Source organism: Pseudomonas sp. TSO6 (genome assembly GCF_056098905.1).
The window spans coordinates 15,075-35,816 of sequence record NZ_JBLZWV010000032.1; the positions used below are offsets into that span (position 1 = coordinate 15,075).

Here is a 20,742-nt window from a genome sequence, read left to right on the forward strand (position 1 = left end):
CTTACTCGCCCAGCCGTTGCTCGCGTGACGGCGGGTAGCCGAAGTACGCCGCATAGCACTTGCTGAAGTGCGACACCGAAACAAACCCGCAGGCCACTGCCACTTCCATCACTGACAAGTCCGAATACTGCAGCAGCCGGCGGCTTTTGGTGATGCGCAGCTCCATGTAGTAGCGCCGTGGCGAGGTGCCCAGCTGAGCCTGGAACAGGCGGTCGATCTGCCGGCGCGAGCGCCCGCTGTAGGCGGCCAGCTGGTCGAGGCTGAGGGTTTCCTCCAGGTTGTTCTCCATCAGCTCGACGATGGTGCGCAGGTGCAGGCTCATGGACTTCTTCGCCCCTGGGCCAACCTGGCGGTAGCGGGCCCCGGAGAACGACAGGATTTCCTCCACGCCTTCGGCCAGCCCATCGCCATACAGCCGGCGTACCAGGCCCAGCATCAGCTCCATGGCACCATTGGGGCTGGCGGCGCTGAGGCGGTCGCGGTCGAGGGTGAAGCTGGCCGGGGTGATGCGGGTTTGCGGGCTGCGCTCGGACAGGCTGGCGCGCTGCTCGGGGTGGATACTGCAGCCATAGTCGTCCAGCACCCCGGCGCGGCCAAGGAACCAGGCACCGTTCCACAGGCCGCCCAAGGCCATGCCGTGGGCGGCGCAGTCGTCCAGCATGCGGTCGAGTTCAGGGTACTTCAGTGGGGTGCGCAAGCCGCCGCAGATCACTAGCAGGTCCAGTTCTTTCAGCGCCCCGGCGGACAGCTCGGTGGCCACCAGTTCCAAACCCAGGTCGCTGGTCACCCGGTCGCCATCCATCGACAGCGGGGTGAACTGGAAACTGTCGGCGCGCAGCAGGTTGGCCGTGACCAGCACGTCCATGGCCACGGTGAAGCTGGCCATCGAGAAATGTTCGAGCAGGACGAAATCAACCCGATAGGGGGCCTGGGCATTGGCGCTGGTGGATTTCAGCCGCAGCATGTTGCTGGTGCTGGTCTTCTTGCTGAACTGACGTGGCGTGGGCACTCTGGACTCCGCTTCCTGGCTGGCTCGCAGAGTGTGGCGGGTGGCCGGGGGAAAGACAATGTTCCGGGTGGGTGTGTCGTATTTCAGGTCGTGTTCAGGCAACCTGTCTGGCTTGGCCTATTGCCGCCATGTTGCCCCCTGTCACTGAGGACGCCCTTGATGAAGTACGCCATTCCCCTGTTGTTCAGCCTGCTGCCGCTGCTGGCCAATGCCCTGGAACCTGGCGAGAAGCTGGCCCCGTGGACGCTGCTCGACCAGCACGACCAGGCCTACAGCCTCGATACCCGCACGCACATCCTGCTGGTAGCCCGCGACATGGACGGTGCCAAGCTGGTCAAGGCGGCGCTGGGCGAGCAGCCCCGGGGCTACCTGGAAGCGCGTGATGCGGTGTTCGTTGCCGACATCCAGCGCATGCCGGCGCTGATCAGCAAGCTATTCGCCATTCCGGCCATGCGCGATTACAACTACCGGGTGCTGCTCGATCGTGAGGGGCAGGTGGCCAGCCGCTACCCCGGGCAGGAAGGTCAAGTTCAGTGGTTGCAGCTAGAACAGGGCGTGCTGGTGAGCCAGCGGGCGTTTGCCGATGCGGCAGCGTTGCTGGCAGCGCTCGAGCGCGCCCCACAGCATTGATGGCATGACGCCGCTCCTACAACGGTTCGCAATGCCATACTGTTAGCCAAATCAATCTGAACCCTCAACGCTGTCGGTAACCCAATGCATTACATGCCAAACGGGAGAGCGCTCATGGAAATAGGAACGATCTGGATCATCATCGCCGCCTTGGTCATCCTGCTGGAAATCTGGGCCATCTGGCACATCATCGGCAGCGACCGGCGCGCCGAGCGCAAGATGCTGTGGGTCGTGTTCGTCGTCTACGCCCCATTCCCCGGGTTGTTGTTCTGGGCCTGGCGCGGGCCGCGGGCGGTGAAGGGCAGGGCGGTCCTGCAGGAGAAATGAGGGTTTCCGGCATCAGGCGTGGGGGCGCCTGATGCCGTCGATGTTCACTTGGGCAGGATCTGGAAGCGAATGGCTGGGCCCAGCCCATCAACCATCAGGCAGCCGTAGAATTTCACGGTCGACAATACCTGCAGCTGTTTGAGCGCTTCGTGGATGTAATCGTGCAGCAGTTTTTCAGCTTCGCGCTTGCGGTCTGCGAGGGTGGTGCTTTTAAGCGTGATCATGCCGAGCAGGGTGGTTTCGATTTGCTCGACGGTGTCCAGGCCGAGCTTCTCGCGCAGGTGCAGGCGTGCCTGCGCGGCATCGGCTTCATCGTGGGCAGGGTGGTGCGGCTTGATGGTATAGGCCAGCTGAAAATCATATTTGCTCATACGCTTTTCCTTGTGACGTACAGGCCTCCATGCCGGGTCTTGCAATCTACTGCCTGACGGCCGCGGCGCAAACATACGCGTGGTTCAAGCATGGCAATGGACTGTGCGAAATGTCCTACCCCGCGCTTGACCTCGAGTTAACTTAAGGTCTGATACTGCGCCACTCTTCCAACCGAGTGAGGGCTCGTCGTGACCCAATCAACCGCATTCCAGTTGAGCAACCCTGAAGGCCTGTACGACCCCAGTGGCAATGCCTATTCCCATGTCGCTGAAGTGCGCGCGGACAGCCGCTTGCTGTTCATCGCCGGCCAGGGCGGGGAAGACAGCAACGGCCAGTTGCCCCCACAGTTCGCCGAACAGGCCCGCCAGGCGCTGGCCAACCTTGAACTGGCCCTGGCGTCCAAAGGCGCCAGCCTGGCCCAGGTGTTCAAGCTGACACTGCTGGTTGTCGAGCACTCCGAAACGCGCCTGCGCCAATGGGTGGCTGAGGCCGACAGGGCCTGGGGGCCGCACATGAAACCGACCTGCACGTTGATCCCGGTACCCCGGCTGGCGCTGGATGGCATGCTAGTGGAAATCGAAGCGGTGGCAGCGCTTTAGCGCTGAGTGATGCGGTGGTGGCGCCTTGGAAACACTTTGTTGTATATCGGTACACGCATGGCCGCTATAACAACAATGTTCCCTCAGAGGTGACCACACCATGAGCACCGGCACCACCACACTGACCGACCGCAAGGCCAAGGCCTGGTTCTGGCCGGCGCTCTTCAGCCTCATGGCCTTCGCCGCCAACTCGGTGTTCTGCCGGCTGGCGCTGAAGGACGGGGCCATCGACCCGGCTTTGTTTACCGTGGTGCGCCTGGCCAGTGGGGCGTTGTTTCTGCTGCTGTTGATCCGCCTGCGTAAACCTGCGCTGGGCATTGGCGGCAGCTGGCGCGGTGGCTTGGCCCTGTTCCTCTACGCCTTCCTTTTTTCTGCGGCATACCTGCAGCTGGGTGCAGGTGCCGGGGCATTGCTGCTGTTCGGTGCAGTGCAGATCACCATGTTCGGCTTTGCCTGGTACAAAGGTGAGCGCATCACCGCACGTATGCTGCTGGGCATGTTGATTGCTTTTGCCGGCCTGTTGGTGCTGTTGTTGCCCGGTGCAGCGGCGCCACCCTTGTCCAGTGCCTTGCTGATGGCCCTGTCTGGTGTGGCCTGGGGCGTATACACGTTGCTGGGCAGGGGCTCGCCCAGGCCGCTGGCCGATACTGCAGGCAATTTTGCGCGCAGCCTGCCTTGCCTGGCGCTGCTGCTACCGGTGCTGTTGCTGGGCGCCGGCCCGCACCTCACGCCGCTGGGTTTGTTGTATGCCTTGGGCTCCGGCGTGCTGGCCTCAGGTGCGGGCTACGCCGTGTGGTACGGGGTGGTCAGGCAGGTCAGTGCGCAGCAAGCAGCGACCATGCAGCTTAGTGTGCCTGTGATTGCCGCACTGGGCGGTGTTGTCCTGATTGGCGAACCGTTGTCGTTGCGCTTGCTGATCGCGTGTGTGGTGGTGCTGGGCGGTATAGCCCTGGCGCTGGCACCACGGCGTTAGAAGAAACTGCGCTGCGCCTTGAGCGTGACCACACTGTCGCAATAGATGTTGATGCCCGAATAGGCATCGCAACCGCCTCCACTGAGATTGGAGTTGCTGTAGATCAGGTTAAGGTCGATGCCCAGCCAGGGTCGCGACAGCTCCAGCGACCAGTCGGAAAAGGCATTTACCTGGCTGCCGTCGCCAATGGTGAACGGCGTGCCCAGGCGATGATGGGCTAGCTTGACGGTGAGGTCGACATCGAACAGGGGCAGTTGGCCGAAGTCGGCGAACAGGGTGCCGGTGCGGTTATCCGGGTTGTCGCGCAGCGCGCCACCGAAGCGATTGCCCAACAGCGAGATGCCACCGTACAGGGCATAGCTGTCGGGGCCTGCGATAGTTGGCTGGCTGTAATGGATCAACCCCACTTCGTAGCCCAGGCTGCTGTCGAATTGGTGCTTGTAGCCCAGGTAGCTGTCCAGGCGCAGGGTCGAGTTGGGGGTGACGCCCATGCTCGGGGCGTACTGGCCCAGGTACCAGCCACTGGGGTGGCTGAAGTCGAGACCACCGTGGAATGCGCCGACGGCACTGGGTGAGATAAGGCCTTGGGCCATGCTGCGCGAGGGTGTGGTGCCGAGTGTGAAGTCGAAGTCGCCCAGTTCGCGTTTTATCTGCTGGGCCATCAACACAGGGCTGAACAGCAGTGCAGCACTCAGCAACAGAAAGGGCCTGGTCATGGTCTCCGTCCTGGAAGGCTTGCGGTTGAGCGGTAGAGGATACCTGCGCAGGTGAAAGGAGGGAACCTTTGCCTGGCCCGCTCAGCCTTTGGTCGAAGGGTTTGCGTCGGCGGCTTCGGTCACCACGGGCAGGTTGCCGGCACGTTGTATCACGCGGCGTTGCTGCTCGTAGTCGTCCAGCGACAGGCCGCGGCGCTGCAACGCTTCCAGTTGCAATTGGCGGGTTTCTTCGGCGCTGTACGCACGCAGTTCAGGGTGGCTGGCGCAACCGGCCAGTACAGCAATGCTGGCAGCGGTCAGGGCAGTGAGGAGGAGGCGGACCTTGGTGTTCATCGAGCAGCTCCGGAATGCAGGGGATTCGCCAGGTTCGAATCGATGGAGCTAGGTTATTAAGCCGGGCCGCTCAGTAGAAATTGCCTTGTTCGATAGTCACTATTGACGCAAGCATCAGTGCTAAAAGTTTGCGCCCCCGCATCTGGCCAAACGCATCGCCATTGCTACCCTTAACCCACGCAATCTGACCTGTTGGGGATAAGCGATGCGCATGCCATTGTTTGCTTTGCTGTCGGCGCTGATGTGCCTGAACGCGGCGCCCGGCCTGGCGCTGGCGCAAGACGTACCAGCCCCCGACCCAGCCCCGCAAGCCGACACGGTCGCGGCCAAGACCCCGGTGTTCACGCAAGAGCAGCTGGACCAGATGCTGGCGCCGGTAGCGTTATACCCCGATCCGCTGCTGGCCCAGGTATTGATGGCGGCCACTTACCCAGGGCAGGTGAGCGAAGCGGTGGCCTGGTCCAAGGCCAACCCCAAGGCGTCGGGCGATGCTGCAGTCAAACAGGTAGCGAAGCAGCCGTGGGACCCCAGCGTGCAAGCGCTGGTGGCCTTCCCGCAGTTGCTGGCGACCCTGGGCCAGGACCCGGTGTGGGTGCAGCGACTGGGTGATGCCTTCCTGGCGCAGCCCGACGATGTCATGGGCGCGGTGCAGCGCTTGCGTCACCAGGCACAGGCGGCCGGCAACCTGCAAAGCAACCAGTACCAGAACGTGACCGTGCAAGCCGCACCGGCGACACAGGCCGCCAGCAGCCCGCCCTCCACCATCATCATCCAGCCGGCCGAGCCGCAAGTGGTGTACGTGCCCAGTTACAACCCCACCACCACCTATGGTACTTGGGCCTACCCGGCCTCGCCGCCCGTGTACTACCCGCCGCCGCCGATGTACTACGCCGGTTCCGCGCTGGTGGCCGGCCTGGCCTTCGGTACCGGCGTGGCGGTCGTCGCCTCGTTGTGGGGCGACTGCGACTGGGGCAACAACGACATCGACATCGACGTCAACCGATACAACAACATCAACGCCAACAACCGCATCACCAACAACCAGAACAAATGGCGGCACAATGCCGCCAACCGCGAAGGGGTGCCTTACCGCGATGCCCGCAGCCGCCAGCAGTATGGCCGCCAACTGGACGGCGCCTCCCAGCGCACCGCCTTCCGTGGCGACGACGCCCAGCGGGCGCAGGCCCGGGACAAGGCCCGGGCCTCGATGGATCGCGCGGGTATGGAACGGCCGGCCACCGACAACCGCCAGGCACGCCAGCAAATGCGTGAGGCGCAGGCGGGTAATTCGGTGGGCAACCGCATGCAATCCCGTGGCGACACTGCCAGAGCAACCGACCGTCGCCAGGAAACACGCAATACCCAAGGCCGGCAGGTGGCACAGAACCGGCCGGCCAACAGCGCCGGCCGGGCGCGTAACAATGCCTTTGATGGCGTACGTTCGCCGTCACGCACCAACCTGCAGGCCAACCGCGGTCGTACCAGCCAGTCGTTTGCCCAGCGGCCCAATGCATCCCGTGCTGCCGGCCACCAGATCTCCCGGCCCAGTGCGCCAGTGCGTCGTGGCGGAGGAGGCCGTCGATGAAACGTCCAGTATTTGCAGCAATGCTGCTTGCGACAGGCTTGGCATGGGCTTCCCTGGCGGCTGCACAGGAAGCATTCCCGACGCCGGAGAAGGCCGTGGAGTCCTTCATTGCGGCGCTGGGCACGGAAAAGGCCGATGAAGCCCGCCTGGCCCAGTTGCTGGGTGATGACTGGCGCACCTACATACCGCGTGGCGGTGTGCAACGCAGCGACGTGGACACCTTTTTGCAGCAGTATCACGCGCAGCACAGTCTCGACATGGCAGGCGAGGGCAAGGCCATCCTGGCGGTCGGCAGTGGTCACTGGACATTGCCCATACCGTTGACCAGAAGCAGCCAGGGCTGGCGCTTCGACCTCAAGGCCGGCAGCACCGAAATCCGCACCCGGCGCATCGGCCGCAACGAACTGGGTGCCATGCAGGCGTTGTTGGCTTACCACGACGCGCAGATGGACTATGCCAGCCAGGACCGCAACGGCAACGGTGCGCTGGAGTACGCGCAGAAGATTTTCAGCGAGCCCGGCAAGCATGACGGGCTGTATTGGGATGACGACGGCGATGGCCAGGTCAGCCCGCTGGGGCCGTTGTTTGGCCAGGATGTGGTGGGTGATGACTGGTATGGCTACCACTTCCGCATCCTCGACGCACAAGGGCCGTCCGCCCCCGGTGGCGCCTACAGCTACCTGATCGGCAACCAGATGAGCCGTGGCTTCGCCATGGTCGCCTGGCCGGCCAGGTACGACGACACCGGGGTGATGAGCTTCATGATCAGCCATGACGGCCAGGTGTTCGAAAAAGACCTCGGGCCGCACGGCGACAGGCTGGCCAAGGAAATGAAGCGCTTCGACCCGGATGACAGCTGGAAGGTGGTGGATGTGGCAGCGGGGGATTGAGCTCGCAAATCACTGCAATCGCGCAGCCCTGACTTCTCGCGCCGTGCACCCGTAGTGCTGGCGAAACGCCCGGGTGAATTGCGCCTGGTCGGTAAAACCCCAACGGAATGCCAACTCACCGATGGCCAGGTGGCAATGCGGGTCGCGCAGTTGGCGGTGCACGGCTTCCAGCCGCTGTTGGCGCACCCACTCGCCAAGGGTGTAGGGCGTGATCGCGAACAGCTTGTGCAGGTAGCGCAACGACAGCCCGCAGGCGCTGGCGATGGTTTGTGGCGACAGTTCGGGGTCGCCCAGATGTTGCTGCACATACTGCTCGACCCTCGTCAGGTGCAGGGTGCTGAGGTTATTGCCTTCACTGCCCAGTACTCGCTCATCCTGCTGCAGGGCCAGCAGCAGCGTGGCCGAAGCCTGTTCCAGCAGTAAATGCCGGGCAGCGGCCGGGCTGGCGTCGAAATGGCGGGCACACAGGTCCAGTTGCTCTACAAAGATGCGCCCCAGGCCCTGGCTGGCATCGAAGCAATGCCGGGTATAGCGCTTGTGCCCGAGCAGGTTGGCCTTGAGTGCCCGCTCGGGCAGCTTGAGCACCCACAGGTCGTTCTGCGTGCCGTAATGGAAGCGGTAAGGCGCATCGCCGCGCTCGACGATGAACCCGCCCGGGCTGCAACTGAGCGGGTGGCCTTCCTGTTCGAAGTGCACTTCGCTGCTGCGCGGCACGGTCACCAGGTAGAACGCCTCATGGTCCTTGCCAACGTGCGCCTTGCTGCGCGAGTAGCCCAGCGGGCTGGAGCGCAGGCGGGAAAGGCTGAGTGGCGTGCTGGGCGTGCTCCAGCGCTGCAGGTGGCCATCGAATGGCTGCTCGCTGGCAAACTCCAGGCTCAGCGGGAAATAGGTTTCACTGATGGCTTCGGCCCAGCGCGCCTGGCGTTCCGGCTGTGCCCAGCCGTGGGTCGAGATTTCTGTGGGCATGGTGGGTCCTTTTTCAAAGAGGGCAGCATTGAAAAAAGGAACTGCAGGCAAGCTACTCAAGCAGCTCTTGTTATTGTGCAAACCGCCCGGCAGCGCAAGGCTGCCGGGCGGCTTCAGGCCCATGATCGGCGCACGCCGACCGTTTGATCAAGCCCCGCGTGTCACCCGGTAGGTGGCCGAAGGCTCCAGGCGCGCCTGCCAGCCAGGGGGCAGGACGATGTTGGTGGTGTCTTCCTCGATGACGCAGGGGCCATGCACGGTCTGCCCCGGCAGCAGGCGGTTGCCGTTGAACACCGGCGTGGGCTGCCATTCGCCCTCGGCACTGAACAGCATCGGGCGGACACCTTCCGCGGCCGGCGCGGGTGGTTGGGCCGGGCCCTGCAACTCGGGCTGTGGCGGACGCGGCAGGTGACCAATTACCGAACACTCCAGGTTCACCAGCTCCACGGGGCTCTCGGGCTCGCTGTACGAGTACAGGGTCTGGTGGCGGCTGTGGAAGCGGCTGATCAGTGCGGCCAGGCCCGCGTCATCCAGTACATGCTGCTGCAGCTCCACGCTGCATTCATGGATTTGCCCCAGATAGCGCATTTCCAGGGTGTAGTGGCAGCTGCTGGCCTGGTCGCCAAAACCGTCTTCGCGCAAGTTTGCCAGGCCTTGCTGGCGCAGTTCGGCCAGCGCCTGGTTGAGCTGCACAAGGTTCACGTGCCCGCCGTCCAGTCGCATGGACAGGCTGGTGAGCTGGTCGTAGCGCACGTCGGACAGGATCTGGCCGAACGCGCACAGGCCTGAGGCCACCTTGGGGATCAACACGGTCTGCATGCCGATTTCCTCGGCCAGGCGCACGACGTGCATACCCGCTGCGCCACCCGCGCCGATCAGGGCGAAGTCGCGCGGGTCGTGGCCGCGTTCGATGGACACGCGGCGGATGCCATTGACCATGTTCAGGTTGACCAGGGTGGTGATGCCGAAAGCTGCGCGTTCCACGCTGATGCCTAACGGTTCGGCGATCTTGCTGCGGATAGCGTCCAGTGCGGCTTGGCGGTTCAGGCGGATGCTGCCGCCCAGGAGTGCGCCGTCGGGCAGGTAGCCCAGGGCCAGGTTGGCGTCGGTTACCGTGGGTTCGCTACCGCCTTTGCCATAGCAGACCGGGCCAGGCATGGCACCGGCGCTGCGTGGGCCGACCTGAAGCATGCCGAACTCGTCCAGGTGGGCGATGGAGCCGCCGCCGGCGCCCAGGGTTTCCACCTGGATCATCGGCACGCCGATGCGCTGGCGCAGGAAGTCGACGTCCTTGCTGAAGTTGGTACGGCCGGCGTTGGTCAGGGTGATGTCGAACGAGGTGCCGCCCATGTCCACGGTGATGACGTTATCGATACCGAACGGCCTCGCCACCGCCAGCCCCGCCTGTGGCGCCGAGGCGGGGCCGGAGTTGATCGCATTGACGGCGCGCTCGCGCATCAGGTGCCCGGGCGCCAGGCCACCGTTGGACTGGAAATAGCGCACTGGCTGCTGCGCGCCAAGCTCCTGGAACAGGCTGTCGATGCGCGCCACATAGCGCCCCATCACGGGGCTGAGGTAGGCGTTGACCACGGTGGTGGAGGTGCGGGTGTACTCGCGAATCTGTGGGAACACCTCGCAGCCGGTGCAGACGAACACCCCGGGCAGGGCGGCCCGTACCAGCTCGGCGGCCCGGTGCTCGTGGCTGGGGTTACGCACCGACCACAGGAAGGAAATAGCCACGGCCTGCACGCCTTCGGCACGGAAGTAGTCGATGGCGTCATGAATGGCGCGCTCGTCCAGCGGGCTGTGCTCACGGCCATCGCCGAGGATGCGGCCACCTACCGGGCGGCGCAGATGGCGCGGGGCAAGCATGTGTGCCGGCGGATAATGAGCGTCGTAGCGGTGGCCTTCCTCCTTGTGACCCAGGCGGATTTCCAGGCTGTCCTCGTGCCCCTGGGTGCACAGCAGGCCCACCTTGACCCCGGTGCGCTCGATCAGCGCGTTGAGGGCCACCGTGGTGCCGTTGATGCACAGGTCGCAGTTGGCGATCAGCTCGGCCGGGCTGCGCCCGGTGGCGTCGGCGATCTGCGCCAGGCCGGCGCGAATGGCCAAGGTGCCATCCTGCGGCGTGGACGGGGCCTTGAACAGCTGCACGCCGCCGTCGCGGTCGGCCAGGATGAAATCGGTGAAGGTGCCGCCGGCATCGATGCCCAGGCGATATTGATTACGCATGATGGTTCTCCGGGCAGTGCGGGGCGCGGGCAAGGCGGGTTGCGGTTTCGTCGAGGCGGCCATCGTCATCGACGACGACGCCATACTCTAGGGCTGCCCCTTGTGGCGAGACCAGGCCGTTGCGCACATCCTCGAGCACTGCTGCGACCGGACGGCGCAGCGGGTCGCCGTAGCCACCGCCACCCGGGTTGATGTTGATGATCCGCTCACCGGGCTGCAGAGTAAGCATCGGGTTCTGCGTGTAGTGGTCTTCGCTACCGTCGGCGTGGCGATGGATCAGCCGGCCCAGTTTGGGCTCGAGCAGGGCGTTGCGTGCCCCGGCCGCGCCCGCAGTGGGCAACTGGCGGCCCTCGCCGAAACCGACCACGGTCATGGCGTGGTCCAGCGGCTCGATCTCCAGGCGGGTGCCCGAACCACCGCGGAATTCACCGGCGCCACCACTGTCGGCCATCAGGCTGTAGCGGTGGATCAGCACCGGGTAGGCGTGTTCGAGCAGCTCGATATCACCGCTCATCAGCGCCCCGAAGCAGCACAGCGGGCCGCAGGCGTGCCAGCCATCCATCACCTGGTTGGCACCGGCGCCGGAAATGATCGAGGCCAGTACCATCGTCACGTACTCGCTGTTGCCGTTGCGCGGGTCGTGGCCGGCGATGTTGATGCCGCTGGTGTGCCCCCAGGAGGCCGTTACCCGCTGTGGTGAGGCCTGTTCCAGCGCGGTGCGCACAGCATCGGCCAAGGTTTCCATTGGCGTGGTGGTGCAGTTGACGTGGGGCGCCGGTTCTTCAGCGTTGCACAAGGTACGCCTGGGCCCGACATCGACCGTGACGCAGCGGTACAGGCCTTCGTTATAGGGCGGCGCCACCTGGGCGAACATCATCAGCCCCAGGTATACGCCTGACACCGAGTTGCCCTCGTAGGAGTTGATGAAGTAGGGCACTTGCGGCGGGCTGTCGATGCGCACATGGGCCTGGTCACCACGGATCTGCACATGGGCGGTGATGGCCAGCTCGCCCAGGCCGTGGCCGGCATCTTCGAGCACGGCGGTACCGCTGTAGTCACCATCTGGTACATCCCGCAACAGCGCGCGCATGTGCCGGTCGGCCATGTTCTTCAGCTCGGCAATGCAGGCCCGCACCTGGGCTACGCCGTACTTGTCCAGCAGCTCCAGCAAGTGCCGCTCGCCGACCTTGCAGGCGCCGTACTGGGCATTAAGGTCGCCTTCTTGATAGGGGCGGGCGCGCATGTTGGTGAGCATGAAGTTGATCACGTCTTCGCGGCGCTTGCCCTTTTCCCACAGCTTGACCGGTGGAATGCGCAGCCCTTCGGCGTAGATTTCCTTGGCGTCGGGGTTGTAACCGGCGGGTACAGGGCCGCCGATGTCGGTCAGGTGGCCTTTGCACACGGTCCAGAACACCAGTTCGCCCTGGTAGTACACCGGCTTGTACATGCAGCAGTCGAGAATATGGCTGCCCTTGTAGGCGGGGTCGTTGTGGTAGATCACGTCGCCTTCGGCAATGTCGTCGCCAAAGAATTCGGCCACGCATTTCATGGCCGGGATAAGCGAGCCCAGATGGATGGGTATGTCCTGGCCTTGCAGGATCATTTCCGGCAGGTGGTCGAACAGCGAGTTGGAGTAATCGTGGGCGAGGTTGAACACACTGGAGCGCCCGGTCTTTTCCAGGGTCAGGGTCATTTCGCGTTGCGCTGTCTCCAGCGCACCCCGGACAACCGCAAGGGTGATCGGATCTACTGTCTGCATAGGTCACCAACGTTTGTTCTTGTGCTTTAGGTGCGTGCCGCGGCGGGGCGGCGCGTGGTGACAGGCTACGGGGCAGGGCGGGGGAAGGCTTGTCGCTGGGTGTACTGGTTGTTGTGTCTGGGCGCACTCTTGGTGTTGAGCCGCAAGCCTGGGCGTAAAGCAGCCCCGGCTATCGTGCAGGAAAATTGATCTTGAGCCGTTTCGACACGGCAGTGACCTGTCATTTTTATCAGTTGCTCAAGCTGCTTCAGTGCGTAAACCTTCGAACTGGACAGACTGGAGCCAGAGTATGACCAATCCGATGAACACAATGCGCTTTTTCATGCAGCACGAAAGGGTTCATGTCGCGTTGTCCGACAGTATTGCCGTGGTGTACCTGAGAGCTCAATCATGTGACCTGGCAGAAACCAGGCTAACGAAAGAAACAACCCAGTCAGCGTTACTGGCTGTGGACACAGGGGACTCAGTGGTACGAGTGAACACTCAGGCACAGACAGAGTCGGTTACCTACAATGTATATGGCTTACACAGCCACGGTGAGATTCCTCCGCAGCGTCCTGCATTCAATGGGCACTTGCTGGTGTGTCACCTGTATTTACTCGGTAATGGCTACCGTGCCTATAATTCTGTCTTGATGCGCTTTCAGAGTCCAGACAGCCTAAGTCCCTTTACTGTGGGTGGTTTGAACTGTTACGCCTACTGTACGGGTGATCCGATCAATTACGCTGATCCCAGTGGGCATGGCCCCACATCGAGGTCGCCCAGCCCGACCGGGAGAATGTTGCCTGCGACGACTCAGGACCGGATAGTATTGGACCTATTGTATGCCCAATCTGGCTGGAGAGCCGTTGGTGGGAAGCCGTTCAGACGGTCGGCAGCGAGCGAAGAAAGAATAGTGCTTGAGGCACTGAATAGCCAAAAGGGTCGGACTCCCCCTGGCTCCCCCGTACAAAGCGGCCAGGCATCAGACTCTGCTCAAGGTCTGCAGGTGGCTGGTGCAAGTTCTGCTGCTTCAGAGGGCGCGCAATCAGCGGAGCCAGCAGTACGTGTGCAGAGTTTTTCGTGGGCTGACTCTCTTCGGCGTCGGCCTATGGATGCCGGTGATGTGGATATCCTCAGGAAATTTAACGATGAAACAAATCGTCGTATCTTGGGTCTTAATGTTCCTGACTCTAGAGAAGTGAGCAATATTGCAATAAACGCTCTGGCTGATGGCAGGAATGTGCACGGCGCTCTTAGGCGTAGCCAATTTTCCTTAAATTACAGCCAGGCCAATACTGTCTGGGTTGGTTTAAAAAGCGCTCTTAAAGCTCGGAAAGTAAAGATGATGGCTGTCCGTCAAAAGTAAACTGTCTTGTTTGTTGGGGAGGAATTATAGCTTCGGGAAAGCGGCTGCACGAAGCCTACTCCCCCAACATCTGCCGCACCAACCACTGCCCCGCCGGCCCAAGCGCCCGCCGGCTCGACCAGGCCACATCCATATCCACCCGGCGCGGGTAACCCGCTATCTGCAACTCCACCAGCTCGTTGCCAAACCGCGCCACCAGCGCCCTGGGCAGTTCGGCCCAGCCAAACCCGCGCACGGCAAATTCCAGCAGGGTGAGGTAATCCGGTGCTGACCAGGCCTGGCCGCGGCCGCGGTGCAGGCTGGGGGCATAGGTCTTGATGTACAGCTGTCGCGCGTTTTCAAGGTGTTGCGTTTGCACCGTTTTCAGCCCCGCCAACGGGTGCTCGCTGGCCACATACACACCGAACTCAGCCTGCTCGGGCAAGCGCGCTACGGCAACGTCGGCGGGGTAGCTGGGCTGTGTGGCCAGAATGCCGACGTGGGCCAGGCCCTGCTGGATCATATCGATCACATCAGCGTCTTCCGCCGGGCCGCAGCGCAATTCGGTGTGCGGGTAGTGCTGGGCAAAGCGGGCCATCACCGCGCCCTGGAAGGTGACGCTGTAGCTGTCCGACATCACCACCGAGACCAGCGCCTCGACGTTTTGCGCCAGCCTTACCGCCAGGGCATCGAGCTGGGCGCTGGCGTCCAGGATCGCTTCGACATGGCTTAGCACCTGTCGGCCCGCTTCGTTCAGCGTGGGGTGGCGGCCACCGCGATCAAACAGCGGGCAGCCGATATCGGCCTCGAAATTGGCGATGGCGATGCTGACCGTGGACTGGCTTTTGCGCAATTTGCGTGCCGCCGCAGAAAATGAACCCAGCGATGCGGCTTCGACAAAGGCGACCAGAGCTTCGGGTGAGTAGCGCATGGTATTGATAAAACCGATGGTAGCTATGTCGCGAGTATCAGTTCTATCAAAGAAAATAGGAAGCACGACTCACGCAATGGATGGATTTTGCAATGAAAACGGTCTCTTTCACCGAACGCCTGGTACACGCCGTAGGCTATGAAGTATTCGCGGTGCTGCTGTGCGCACCACTGTTGTCCTGGGTGATGGGCAAATCGCTGGCGACGGCGGGGGCATTGGCAATAACCCTATCGGTGATCGCCATGTTGTGGAACATGGTCTACAACGCGCTGGTCGATCGCTGGGTGCAGACTGAACGCATCCACTGGAAGGCCAGTGCGCGCTTTGTGCACGGCCTGGGCTTCGAGGCCGGGCTGGTGGTGTGGTGCCTGCCGGTGGCGGCGTGGATGCTGGATATTTCGCTGCTGCAGGCGTTCATGGTGGAGCTGGGTTTCTTCGTGATCATCCTGCCCTACACCGTGCTGTACAACTGGGCGTTCGACAAAGCCCGGCATCTGCTGATGCAGCGTCGCCTAGCGCGTTCCCTGTAGGAGCGGCTTTAGCCGCGAACACCGGCATAGCCGGTGCCAACCACCGCGGCGCCTGCTTCGCGGGTAAACCCGCTCCCACAGGGACCGTGAGTCATCCAACAAAAAACGGGGCATGCCATCGCTGGCATGCCCCGTTTTCATACAGCTGATGCGCCTCAGGCGACCTTGACGATCCAGCCTGCCGGTGCTTCAACATCACCGCTCTGGATGCCGGTCAGCTCGTTGTAGAGCTTCTGGGTAACCGGGCCGACTTTTTCCAGGTCGTGGAACACGTGCAGCTTGCCGTTGTACTCGATACCGCCGATCGGGGTGATCACCGCGGCAGTACCGCAAGCGCCGGCTTCGATGAAGCGGTCCAGCTTGCTGATTTCGACATCGCCTTCGATCACGGTCAGGCCCAGACGCGATTGCGCCAGTTCCATCAGCGACAGGCGGGTGATGCCTGGCAGCACCGAGGCCGATTTCGGGGTAACGAATTCGTTGTTGGCGGTGATGCCGAAGAAGTTGGCCGAACCGACTTCCTCGATCTTGGTATGGGTCAGCGGATCGAGGTAAATGGCGTCGGCGAAGTTGGCCTTCTTGGCTTCAGCGCCTGGCTGCAGGCTGGCGGCGTAGTTGCCACCGACCTTGGCTGCGCCGGTGCCTTGTGGGGCGGCGCGGTCGAAGCTGGAGATCTGGAAGTTGTGCGGCTTCATGCCGCCCTTGAAGTACGAGCCAACCGGAATGGCGAAGACCGAGAAGATGAACTCGGGGGCGGTGCGCACGCCAATGTTGTCACCGGTGCCGATCACGAACGGGCGCAGGTACAGGGCGCCTTTGCCGTGCGGTGGCACGAACTTTTCGTTGGCCTTGACCACTTGTTTGCACGCTTCGATGAACACATCGGTCGGCACATGCGGCATCAGCAGGCGCGCGCAGCTGCGCTGCATGCGGGCGGCGTTCTGGTCCGGGCGGAACAGGTTGATCGAGCCGTCCTTGCAACGGTAGGCCTTGAGGCCTTCGAAGCATTGCTGGCCGTAGTGCAGGGCCGTGGAGCCTTCACTGATGTGCAGCACGTTGTCGTCGGTCAGGGTGCCCTTGTCCCACTCGCCATTGCGCCATACGGACAGGTAGCGTTTGTCGGTTTTGATGTAGTCGAAACCCAGCTTGTCCCAGTTAATGCTTTCGTTGCTCATGACACCCTCATTGTCTTGCAAGTGCCCGATCGCTCGGGCTGCTGTTATATGCGCACCACGCCACCATAATACATCCGTCGCGGATCGGGAACGGCCAGTCACGAATTGATAGCCTGCGATGCATTATTCTCGGTCCGCGGTCGTTGTAGGAGCAGCCTTGTGCTGCGAAGAGGCCGGTCCATTGGATGCAATTGTGTCGCCAGTACCGGCCCTTTCGCAGCACAAGGCTGCTCCTACAAGTGCAGGTAGCCATGCAGGGCCAGGTTTTCCAGCAATACCGAATCATGGGACGCTACCATCAGCGCCCCGCGAAACTGCCCGAGCATGCGCTCCAGGGCTGCCAGTGACGGCAGGTCAAGGTGGTTGCCGGGCTCATCCAGCAGCAACAGGTCGAGGGGGCGCTCGCGGTATAGGACGGCGGCCAGCGCTGCCTTCATCCGTTCGCCGCCGCTGAGCAGGCTGCTAGGCAGCTCGATACGGGCCGCATCCAGGCCCAGTTGTGCCAGGCGGCTGCGCAATTCGCCCTGGGCCAGCACCGGGTTGGCTTGGCGCAGGTGTTCAAGCACGCTGCTGTGGCCTGCCAGCGTGCTGCAGTGTTGGTCGAGCAGGGCGGTTTCGCCACTGAGGCGGAACGTGTCGGGCGATGCCGGTAATTCCCCGTTCAGCAGCCTCAGCAGCGTGGACTTGCCACTGCCATTGGCGCCGACCAGGCCCAGCCGCTGGCCCAGGCACAAGCGCAGGTCAAGCGGTTTGCGGGTGCCATGGGGCAAGCGAAGTGCCTGCAGCGCCAACACTTCGCGGCCGAAATGACGCTGGGGCGTGGGAGCATGCAAGGTAATCGCAGTGGCTTGCTCGACCTCGCGGGCGGCGTCATGCACTTTGCCGAGCAGTGCTTGCCGGGCATTGCGATGATCACGCCGCTGCTTGCCCGCCGTGGCCTGGCTGCGTTCCTGCTGGCGGTCGACCAGGATCTTGGCCTGGTTGGCATGCCTGGCTTGACGCCCGGCCCGGGCCTGATGGCGTTCCAGCTCTTCGCGCTGGCGCTGCAGTTCACGGGCCTGGCGTTGTTGCTCCTGCTTCAGCCGGGCAAGTTGCTGCTGGGCCTGCGCCACCTGGCTGGCTTTTTGTGCTGCATAGAAGCTGTAGTTGCCGCCATAGGCCTGCAACCCCAGGCTGGACAGTTCGACAATGCGCGCCATGTGCGCCAGCAGGCTGCGATCGTGGCTGATTACCAGCAAACCTCGGTCCCAGCCCTCGATCATGCTCAGCAGCTGGGCACGGGCGTTGCTGTCCAGGTGATTGCTTGGTTCGTCGAGTATCAGGTAGTCGGCACCGCTGAGCCATGCGCCTGCCAGCGCCACGCGCATGGCCTGGCCGCCGCTCAGGCTGCGTGCGGGCTGGCGCCAGTCAAGGTGACCCAGGCCGTTGCGCTGCAGGTGCATCTGCAATTGCTCGCGGATATCCCAGCGGTCGCCAACGGCGTCGAAATCCTGGGGGTTGATGCTGCCTTGCTCGATGCGCTCGAGCGCCGCAACCACCGCCCCCACCTGCGCCAGGTCGGCAAGCGTGGCGCTGCGCTCGATTACCTGCTGGTTCAGCAGATGGACAGGCCCACGGCGCCTGCACTTGCCGCTGCTTGGTGCACGCTGGCCGGCAAGAACCTGCCCTAGCAGGCTCTTGCCCACGCCATTGCGCCCGACCAGGCCGGTACGCCGTTGGTCGAAGGTTTCGTTAAGGTCGGTAAACAGTAGCCGGCCATCAGGCAAGGCCAAGGAGACGCTGTCCAGCGTCAGGATCGACGTGTTCGTCATGCACAACTCCACAAATGCCGCTACATCTCCGGAGCAAACCGGAGGCTGAAGACTGGCCGTCGAATGGACGGCGGCATCAATGGCGCATTGGACGAACACCTCGTAATGGGGGAGTGCGTAGCCTAACGGAGCGTCGGGGGCGGGTAAAGTACCGCCTGCCATGTATGGGGTTCCTGCACTGGCCTCATCGCCGGCAAGCCAGCTCCCACAGGTACTGCGCATGGCGGCAGGTCGGCGTGGTCAGGGTGGAGCTACAGGTACTGCGCATGGGCGTCAGGCCGGCGCGGTCAGGGTGGGAGCTGGCTTGCCGGCGATGCGCCGCGCGAGCGGCGCCCGAGCTTGTCTGGCCCTGGGCTCAGTGCCCCGTCAAGCGCTTGGCCCAGTCGCCTCCGTGGCTCTGTTTGCAGGCCTCTTCGCTGTCAAACCGTACATGCCAGGCCGGGTGATCCAGTTGTATGCCGGCGTGGTCCAACGCCTGACGGGTCAGTGCAAGCATGCGTGCCTTTGCTTCACCCGCCACAGCAGCGACTTTCTCGGCCTCTTGTTCAAACACCCAAGTAATACGCAGGCTGGCCGGAAAGTTCTCAGGATCCAGGCGATGGGTGAGCCAGGTGAACCCGACGATTTCTGCCTTGGCGGTTTCACAGGCGTCCGTCAGGCACGCTACCAGCTCCCGCTCCAGGCGGGCCATTTCGCGTTTGCCCAGCGCCTTCACAGGTTGGCCTCCTCATCGATCTGCTGGCAGAAGCGCAGGCGGTTGCCGAACGGGTCGCACACCTGCATCTGCAGGCCCCAGTCCAGGCGCTCGGCTTCGGGCCGGGCGTAACCGTACTGTTTGCCTTGCAGTTCATGCTCCAGCGCCCGCAAGTCGTCGAGGCGTGCGAACACTGTAGAGCCGGGGCAGGCATCGCCATGGTGCTCGGTAAGGTGCAGGATCAGGCCATCGCGGTGAATCTGCATGTAGAACGGCAGGTCCGGGCTGAAGCGGTGCTCCCAGTCCAGGCTGAAACCGAGGAAATCCATGTAGAACTCCCTGGCCTTGTCGACCGAGAAGATGCGCAGTACCGGGATGGCGGGGGCGAGGGGCATGGGGCGTCCTTGACAGTGGGCAAAGTCGCCACTGTACCGCAGTGCTGCCAAGAGTTGTCGGCAAGCCCCGCAGCAATGGTTGACCACCCGCCAGCCACTGCGTAGCCTTGCCACTTCGAGGTTCTTCGGCCAGGCCGAAGCTAAGACGGGAACGCGGTAAAAGCCGCGGCTGCCCCCGCAACTGTAAGCACCGACAACGGATCGACACAGCCACTGCGCCAACGCGCGGGAAGGCGTCATCCCGCCAGCCCGCCGTTCAACTGAACGGGGTGATGGAACGGTGCAAGCCAGGAGACCTGCCTCGCAACGTTTTCGACTTTCAACCGGGCGGGGTGATCCGGTGGCGAACAAGCCCGGCCGGCCTGGCCCGCGGCTGTCGTCCTGCATGCCCGCGCCACTCTGCCAAGGGCAATGCGACATGAAAACACTGGCCAAGCTCCCCGTTACCATCGTCACCGGCTTTCTCGGCTCGGGCAAGACCACCTTGCTGCGCCACATGCTCGACAACGCCCAGGGCCGCCGCATTGCGGTCATCGTCAACGAGTTCGGCGAACTGGGCATCGACGGCGAAATCCTCAAGCAGTGCAGCATCGGTTGCACCGAAGAAGAAGCCAGCGGCCGCGTCTATGAACTGGCCAACGGCTGCCTGTGCTGCACCGTGCAGGAAGAGTTCTTCCCGGTCATGCGCGAGCTGGTGGCACGCCGTGGCGACCTGGACCACATCCTGATCGAAACCAGCGGCCTGGCCCTGCCCAAACCGCTGGTGCAAGCCTTCCAGTGGCCGGAAATCCGTAACGCCTGCACTGTCGACGCAGTCATCACCGTGGTCGACAGCCCGGCCGTGGCCGCCGGCACGTTCGCCGCCTACCCGGACCAGGTCGATGCCCAGCGCAAGCTCGACCCTAATTTGGACCACGAATCGCCACTGCACGAACTGTTCGCCGATCAGCTGGCCAGCGCCGACCTGGTGGTACTGAACAAGGCCGACCTGATCGACGCCGAAGGCTTGGCCAAGGTCCGCGCCGAAGTGGCCGAAGAACTACCGCCGGCAGTCAAGGTGGTCGAGGCCAGCAGCGGCAAGCTGCCACTCGAGGTGCTGCTGGGCGTGGGCGCCGAGTCCGAGGCACACATCGATGGCCGCCGCACCCACCACGATTCGCACCACGACGGCGATGATCATGACGACCATGATCACGACGCTTTCGATTCCATTTCCATCGACCTGCCAGAGGCTGACGAAAGCCTGCTGCTCGACGCCCTCACCCAGCTGGTGGTGGAGTTCGGCATCCTGCGCGCCAAAGGCTTCGCGGCCATCCCGGGCAAGCCGATGCGCCTGCTGGTACAAGGCGTGGGTACCCGTTTCGACAAGCACTTCGACCGCGCCTGGCGTGCCGACGAGCCGCGCATCACCCGCCTGGTGCTGATCGGCCAGGAACTGGACGCTGCCCAGCTGGAAGCGCGCCTGCGCCAGGCCTTGGGCGCCTGACC

Annotated in this window: 21 protein-coding genes, 1 pseudogene and 1 riboswitch; of the genes and pseudogenes, 10 read left to right on the forward strand and 12 right to left on the reverse strand. The window is 63.3% G+C overall.

Annotated features, from left to right (window positions below):
- Window position 1: 1 nt before the first annotated feature.
- The gene (locus ACN6NG_RS12600) at window positions 2-1,009 is read right to left on the reverse strand and encodes a GlxA family transcriptional regulator (protein WP_063423826.1); all 1,008 of its coding nucleotides are present in this window, start codon (window positions 1,007-1,009) and stop codon (window positions 2-4) included.
- Window positions 1,010-1,168: 159 nt separating this feature from the next.
- Here ACN6NG_RS12600 and ACN6NG_RS12605 point away from each other — a divergent pair, with 159 nt between their 5' ends.
- Window positions 1,169-1,639, forward strand: a complete 471-nt coding sequence (locus ACN6NG_RS12605) for a hypothetical protein (protein ID WP_063423825.1) — start codon at window positions 1,169-1,171, stop codon at window positions 1,637-1,639.
- Window positions 1,640-1,753: 114 nt separating this feature from the next.
- Window positions 1,754-1,966 carry a PLDc N-terminal domain-containing protein gene (locus tag ACN6NG_RS12610; protein WP_028613816.1) on the forward strand — a complete coding sequence of 71 codons (213 nt, stop codon included), beginning with the start codon at window positions 1,754-1,756 and terminating at the stop codon, window positions 1,964-1,966.
- Window positions 1,967-2,010: 44 nt separating this feature from the next.
- Here ACN6NG_RS12610 and ACN6NG_RS12615 read toward each other — a convergent pair whose 3' ends face one another.
- Entirely contained in the window at window positions 2,011-2,337 is a 327-nt protein-coding gene (locus tag ACN6NG_RS12615) for a hypothetical protein (protein ID WP_049277484.1), read from the reverse strand.
- Between the two features lie 189 nt (window positions 2,338-2,526).
- On the opposite strand from ACN6NG_RS12615, the gene ACN6NG_RS12620 reads away from it, so the two are divergent.
- Together ACN6NG_RS12620 and ACN6NG_RS12625 are read left to right on the forward strand one after the other, a co-directional pair.
- Window positions 2,527-2,937 carry a RidA family protein gene (locus ACN6NG_RS12620; RefSeq protein WP_474314226.1) on the forward strand — a complete coding sequence of 137 codons (411 nt, stop codon included), beginning with the start codon at window positions 2,527-2,529 and terminating at the stop codon, window positions 2,935-2,937.
- A 100-nt stretch (window positions 2,938-3,037) separates the two neighbouring features.
- Window positions 3,038-3,910, forward strand: coding sequence for a DMT family transporter (locus ACN6NG_RS12625; RefSeq protein WP_063423823.1), 873 nt, complete (start codon window positions 3,038-3,040; stop codon window positions 3,908-3,910).
- On the opposite strand, the gene ACN6NG_RS12630 is transcribed toward ACN6NG_RS12625, so the two are convergent.
- On the reverse strand, window positions 3,907-4,626 hold the full coding sequence (locus ACN6NG_RS12630) for a TorF family putative porin (protein ID WP_474314228.1): 720 nt from the start codon (window positions 4,624-4,626) through the stop codon (window positions 3,907-3,909). The two genes, ACN6NG_RS12625 and ACN6NG_RS12630, sit on opposite strands and share 4 nt — an antisense overlap.
- An 81-nt stretch (window positions 4,627-4,707) precedes the next feature.
- Window positions 4,708-4,959, reverse strand: coding sequence for a hypothetical protein (locus tag ACN6NG_RS12635; protein ID WP_474314231.1), 252 nt, complete (start codon window positions 4,957-4,959; stop codon window positions 4,708-4,710).
- A 205-nt stretch (window positions 4,960-5,164) separates the two neighbouring features.
- Here ACN6NG_RS12635 and ACN6NG_RS12640 point away from each other — a divergent pair, with 205 nt between their 5' ends.
- Both ACN6NG_RS12640 and ACN6NG_RS12645 read left to right on the forward strand, forming a co-directional pair.
- Window positions 5,165-6,544 (forward strand): DUF3300 domain-containing protein, encoded by a 1,380-nt coding sequence (locus ACN6NG_RS12640; protein ID WP_474314234.1) that lies wholly within the window; start codon window positions 5,165-5,167, stop codon window positions 6,542-6,544.
- On the forward strand, window positions 6,541-7,434 hold the full coding sequence (locus ACN6NG_RS12645) for a DUF2950 domain-containing protein (protein ID WP_474314237.1): 894 nt from the start codon (window positions 6,541-6,543) through the stop codon (window positions 7,432-7,434). Before ACN6NG_RS12640 ends, ACN6NG_RS12645 begins: the two co-directional genes overlap by 4 nt.
- A gap of 9 nt (window positions 7,435-7,443) precedes the next feature.
- On the opposite strand, the gene ACN6NG_RS12650 is transcribed toward ACN6NG_RS12645, so the two are convergent.
- The 3 genes from ACN6NG_RS12650 to capB all read right to left on the reverse strand — a co-directional run bounded on the left by ACN6NG_RS12650 (window position 7,444) and on the right by capB (window position 12,391).
- Complete coding sequence (locus ACN6NG_RS12650; protein ID WP_063423818.1) at window positions 7,444-8,400, reverse strand: AraC-like ligand-binding domain-containing protein; 957 nt, start codon at window positions 8,398-8,400, stop codon at window positions 7,444-7,446.
- A 147-nt stretch (window positions 8,401-8,547) separates the two neighbouring features.
- A complete protein-coding gene (gene capA, locus ACN6NG_RS12655) occupies window positions 8,548-10,632 on the reverse strand; it encodes a caprolactamase subunit alpha (RefSeq protein ID WP_474314238.1) in 2,085 nt (694 codons plus the stop codon).
- The gene (gene capB, locus ACN6NG_RS12660; RefSeq protein ID WP_474314241.1) at window positions 10,625-12,391 is read right to left on the reverse strand and encodes a caprolactamase subunit beta; all 1,767 of its coding nucleotides are present in this window, start codon (window positions 12,389-12,391) and stop codon (window positions 10,625-10,627) included. Before capB ends, capA begins: the two co-directional genes overlap by 8 nt.
- 322 nt (window positions 12,392-12,713) lie before the next feature.
- Between capB and ACN6NG_RS12665 the strand changes: the two are divergent.
- Together ACN6NG_RS12665 and ACN6NG_RS12670 are read left to right on the forward strand one after the other, a co-directional pair.
- Window positions 12,714-13,073, forward strand: a pseudogene (locus ACN6NG_RS12665) (RHS repeat-associated core domain-containing protein); the annotation flags it as partial.
- A 408-nt stretch (window positions 13,074-13,481) separates the two neighbouring features.
- Window positions 13,482-13,739, forward strand: coding sequence for a hypothetical protein (locus ACN6NG_RS12670; protein WP_474314294.1), 258 nt, complete (start codon window positions 13,482-13,484; stop codon window positions 13,737-13,739).
- Window positions 13,740-13,794: 55 nt separating this feature from the next.
- Here ACN6NG_RS12670 and ACN6NG_RS12675 read toward each other — a convergent pair whose 3' ends face one another.
- Window positions 13,795-14,649 carry a LysR family transcriptional regulator gene (locus tag ACN6NG_RS12675; RefSeq protein WP_474314244.1) on the reverse strand — a complete coding sequence of 285 codons (855 nt, stop codon included), beginning with the start codon at window positions 14,647-14,649 and terminating at the stop codon, window positions 13,795-13,797.
- Between the two features lie 92 nt (window positions 14,650-14,741).
- Here ACN6NG_RS12675 and ACN6NG_RS12680 point away from each other — a divergent pair, with 92 nt between their 5' ends.
- A complete protein-coding gene (locus ACN6NG_RS12680) occupies window positions 14,742-15,179 on the forward strand; it encodes a multidrug/biocide efflux PACE transporter (RefSeq protein ID WP_059395376.1) in 438 nt (145 codons plus the stop codon).
- Between the two features lie 155 nt (window positions 15,180-15,334).
- On the opposite strand, the gene ACN6NG_RS12685 is transcribed toward ACN6NG_RS12680, so the two are convergent.
- From ACN6NG_RS12685 to ACN6NG_RS12700, 4 genes are all read right to left on the reverse strand, one after another.
- Entirely contained in the window at window positions 15,335-16,354 is a 1,020-nt protein-coding gene (locus ACN6NG_RS12685) for a branched-chain amino acid aminotransferase (RefSeq protein ID WP_016487380.1), read from the reverse strand.
- Between the two features lie 233 nt (window positions 16,355-16,587).
- The gene (locus ACN6NG_RS12690; protein WP_474314248.1) at window positions 16,588-18,165 is read right to left on the reverse strand and encodes an ATP-binding cassette domain-containing protein; all 1,578 of its coding nucleotides are present in this window, start codon (window positions 18,163-18,165) and stop codon (window positions 16,588-16,590) included.
- 355 nt (window positions 18,166-18,520) lie between these two features.
- The gene (locus ACN6NG_RS12695) at window positions 18,521-18,880 is read right to left on the reverse strand and encodes a hypothetical protein (protein WP_063423812.1); all 360 of its coding nucleotides are present in this window, start codon (window positions 18,878-18,880) and stop codon (window positions 18,521-18,523) included.
- Window positions 18,877-19,254, reverse strand: a complete 378-nt coding sequence (locus ACN6NG_RS12700; RefSeq protein WP_474314250.1) for a glyoxalase superfamily protein — start codon at window positions 19,252-19,254, stop codon at window positions 18,877-18,879. Before ACN6NG_RS12700 ends, ACN6NG_RS12695 begins: the two co-directional genes overlap by 4 nt.
- A 101-nt stretch (window positions 19,255-19,355) precedes the next feature.
- Window positions 19,356-19,572, forward strand: a riboswitch (cobalamin riboswitch).
- Window positions 19,573-19,672: 100 nt separating this feature from the next.
- Here ACN6NG_RS12700 and cobW point away from each other — a divergent pair.
- On the forward strand, window positions 19,673-20,740 hold the full coding sequence (gene cobW / locus ACN6NG_RS12705; RefSeq protein WP_016487376.1) for a cobalamin biosynthesis protein CobW: 1,068 nt from the start codon (window positions 19,673-19,675) through the stop codon (window positions 20,738-20,740).
- The last annotated feature ends 2 nt before the right edge of the window (window positions 20,741-20,742 follow it).

Bases quoted from the DNA above. Each gene is read 5' to 3' on its own strand.
- ACN6NG_RS12640 (WP_474314234.1), top strand. From the start codon at position 5,165: ATGCGCATGCCATTGTTTGCTTTGCTGTCGGCGCTGATGTGCCTGAAC.
- ACN6NG_RS12625 (WP_063423823.1), top strand. From the start codon at position 3,038: ATGAGCACCGGCACCACCACACTGACCGACCGCAAGGCCAAGGCCTGG.
- cobW (WP_016487376.1), top strand. From the start codon at position 19,673: ATGAAAACACTGGCCAAGCTCCCCGTTACCATCGTCACCGGCTTTCTC.
- ACN6NG_RS12690 (WP_474314248.1), bottom strand. From the start codon at position 18,165: ATGACGAACACGTCGATCCTGACGCTGGACAGCGTCTCCTTGGCCTTG.
- ACN6NG_RS12615 (WP_049277484.1), bottom strand. From the start codon at position 2,337: ATGAGCAAATATGATTTTCAGCTGGCCTATACCATCAAGCCGCACCAC.
- ACN6NG_RS12645 (WP_474314237.1), top strand. From the start codon at position 6,541: ATGAAACGTCCAGTATTTGCAGCAATGCTGCTTGCGACAGGCTTGGCA.
- ACN6NG_RS12685 (WP_016487380.1), bottom strand. From the start codon at position 16,354: ATGAGCAACGAAAGCATTAACTGGGACAAGCTGGGTTTCGACTACATC.
- ACN6NG_RS12605 (WP_063423825.1), top strand. From the start codon at position 1,169: ATGAAGTACGCCATTCCCCTGTTGTTCAGCCTGCTGCCGCTGCTGGCC.
- capB (WP_474314241.1), bottom strand. From the start codon at position 12,391: ATGCAGACAGTAGATCCGATCACCCTTGCGGTTGTCCGGGGTGCGCTG.
- ACN6NG_RS12675 (WP_474314244.1), bottom strand. From the start codon at position 14,649: ATGCGCTACTCACCCGAAGCTCTGGTCGCCTTTGTCGAAGCCGCATCG.
- ACN6NG_RS12635 (WP_474314231.1), bottom strand. From the start codon at position 4,959: ATGAACACCAAGGTCCGCCTCCTCCTCACTGCCCTGACCGCTGCCAGC.
- ACN6NG_RS12680 (WP_059395376.1), top strand. From the start codon at position 14,742: ATGAAAACGGTCTCTTTCACCGAACGCCTGGTACACGCCGTAGGCTAT.
- ACN6NG_RS12650 (WP_063423818.1), bottom strand. From the start codon at position 8,400: ATGCCCACAGAAATCTCGACCCACGGCTGGGCACAGCCGGAACGCCAG.
- ACN6NG_RS12700 (WP_474314250.1), bottom strand. From the start codon at position 19,254: ATGCCCCTCGCCCCCGCCATCCCGGTACTGCGCATCTTCTCGGTCGAC.
- ACN6NG_RS12630 (WP_474314228.1), bottom strand. From the start codon at position 4,626: ATGACCAGGCCCTTTCTGTTGCTGAGTGCTGCACTGCTGTTCAGCCCT.
- ACN6NG_RS12670 (WP_474314294.1), top strand. From the start codon at position 13,482: ATGGATGCCGGTGATGTGGATATCCTCAGGAAATTTAACGATGAAACA.
- capA (WP_474314238.1), bottom strand. From the start codon at position 10,632: ATGCGTAATCAATATCGCCTGGGCATCGATGCCGGCGGCACCTTCACC.
- ACN6NG_RS12610 (WP_028613816.1), top strand. From the start codon at position 1,754: ATGGAAATAGGAACGATCTGGATCATCATCGCCGCCTTGGTCATCCTG.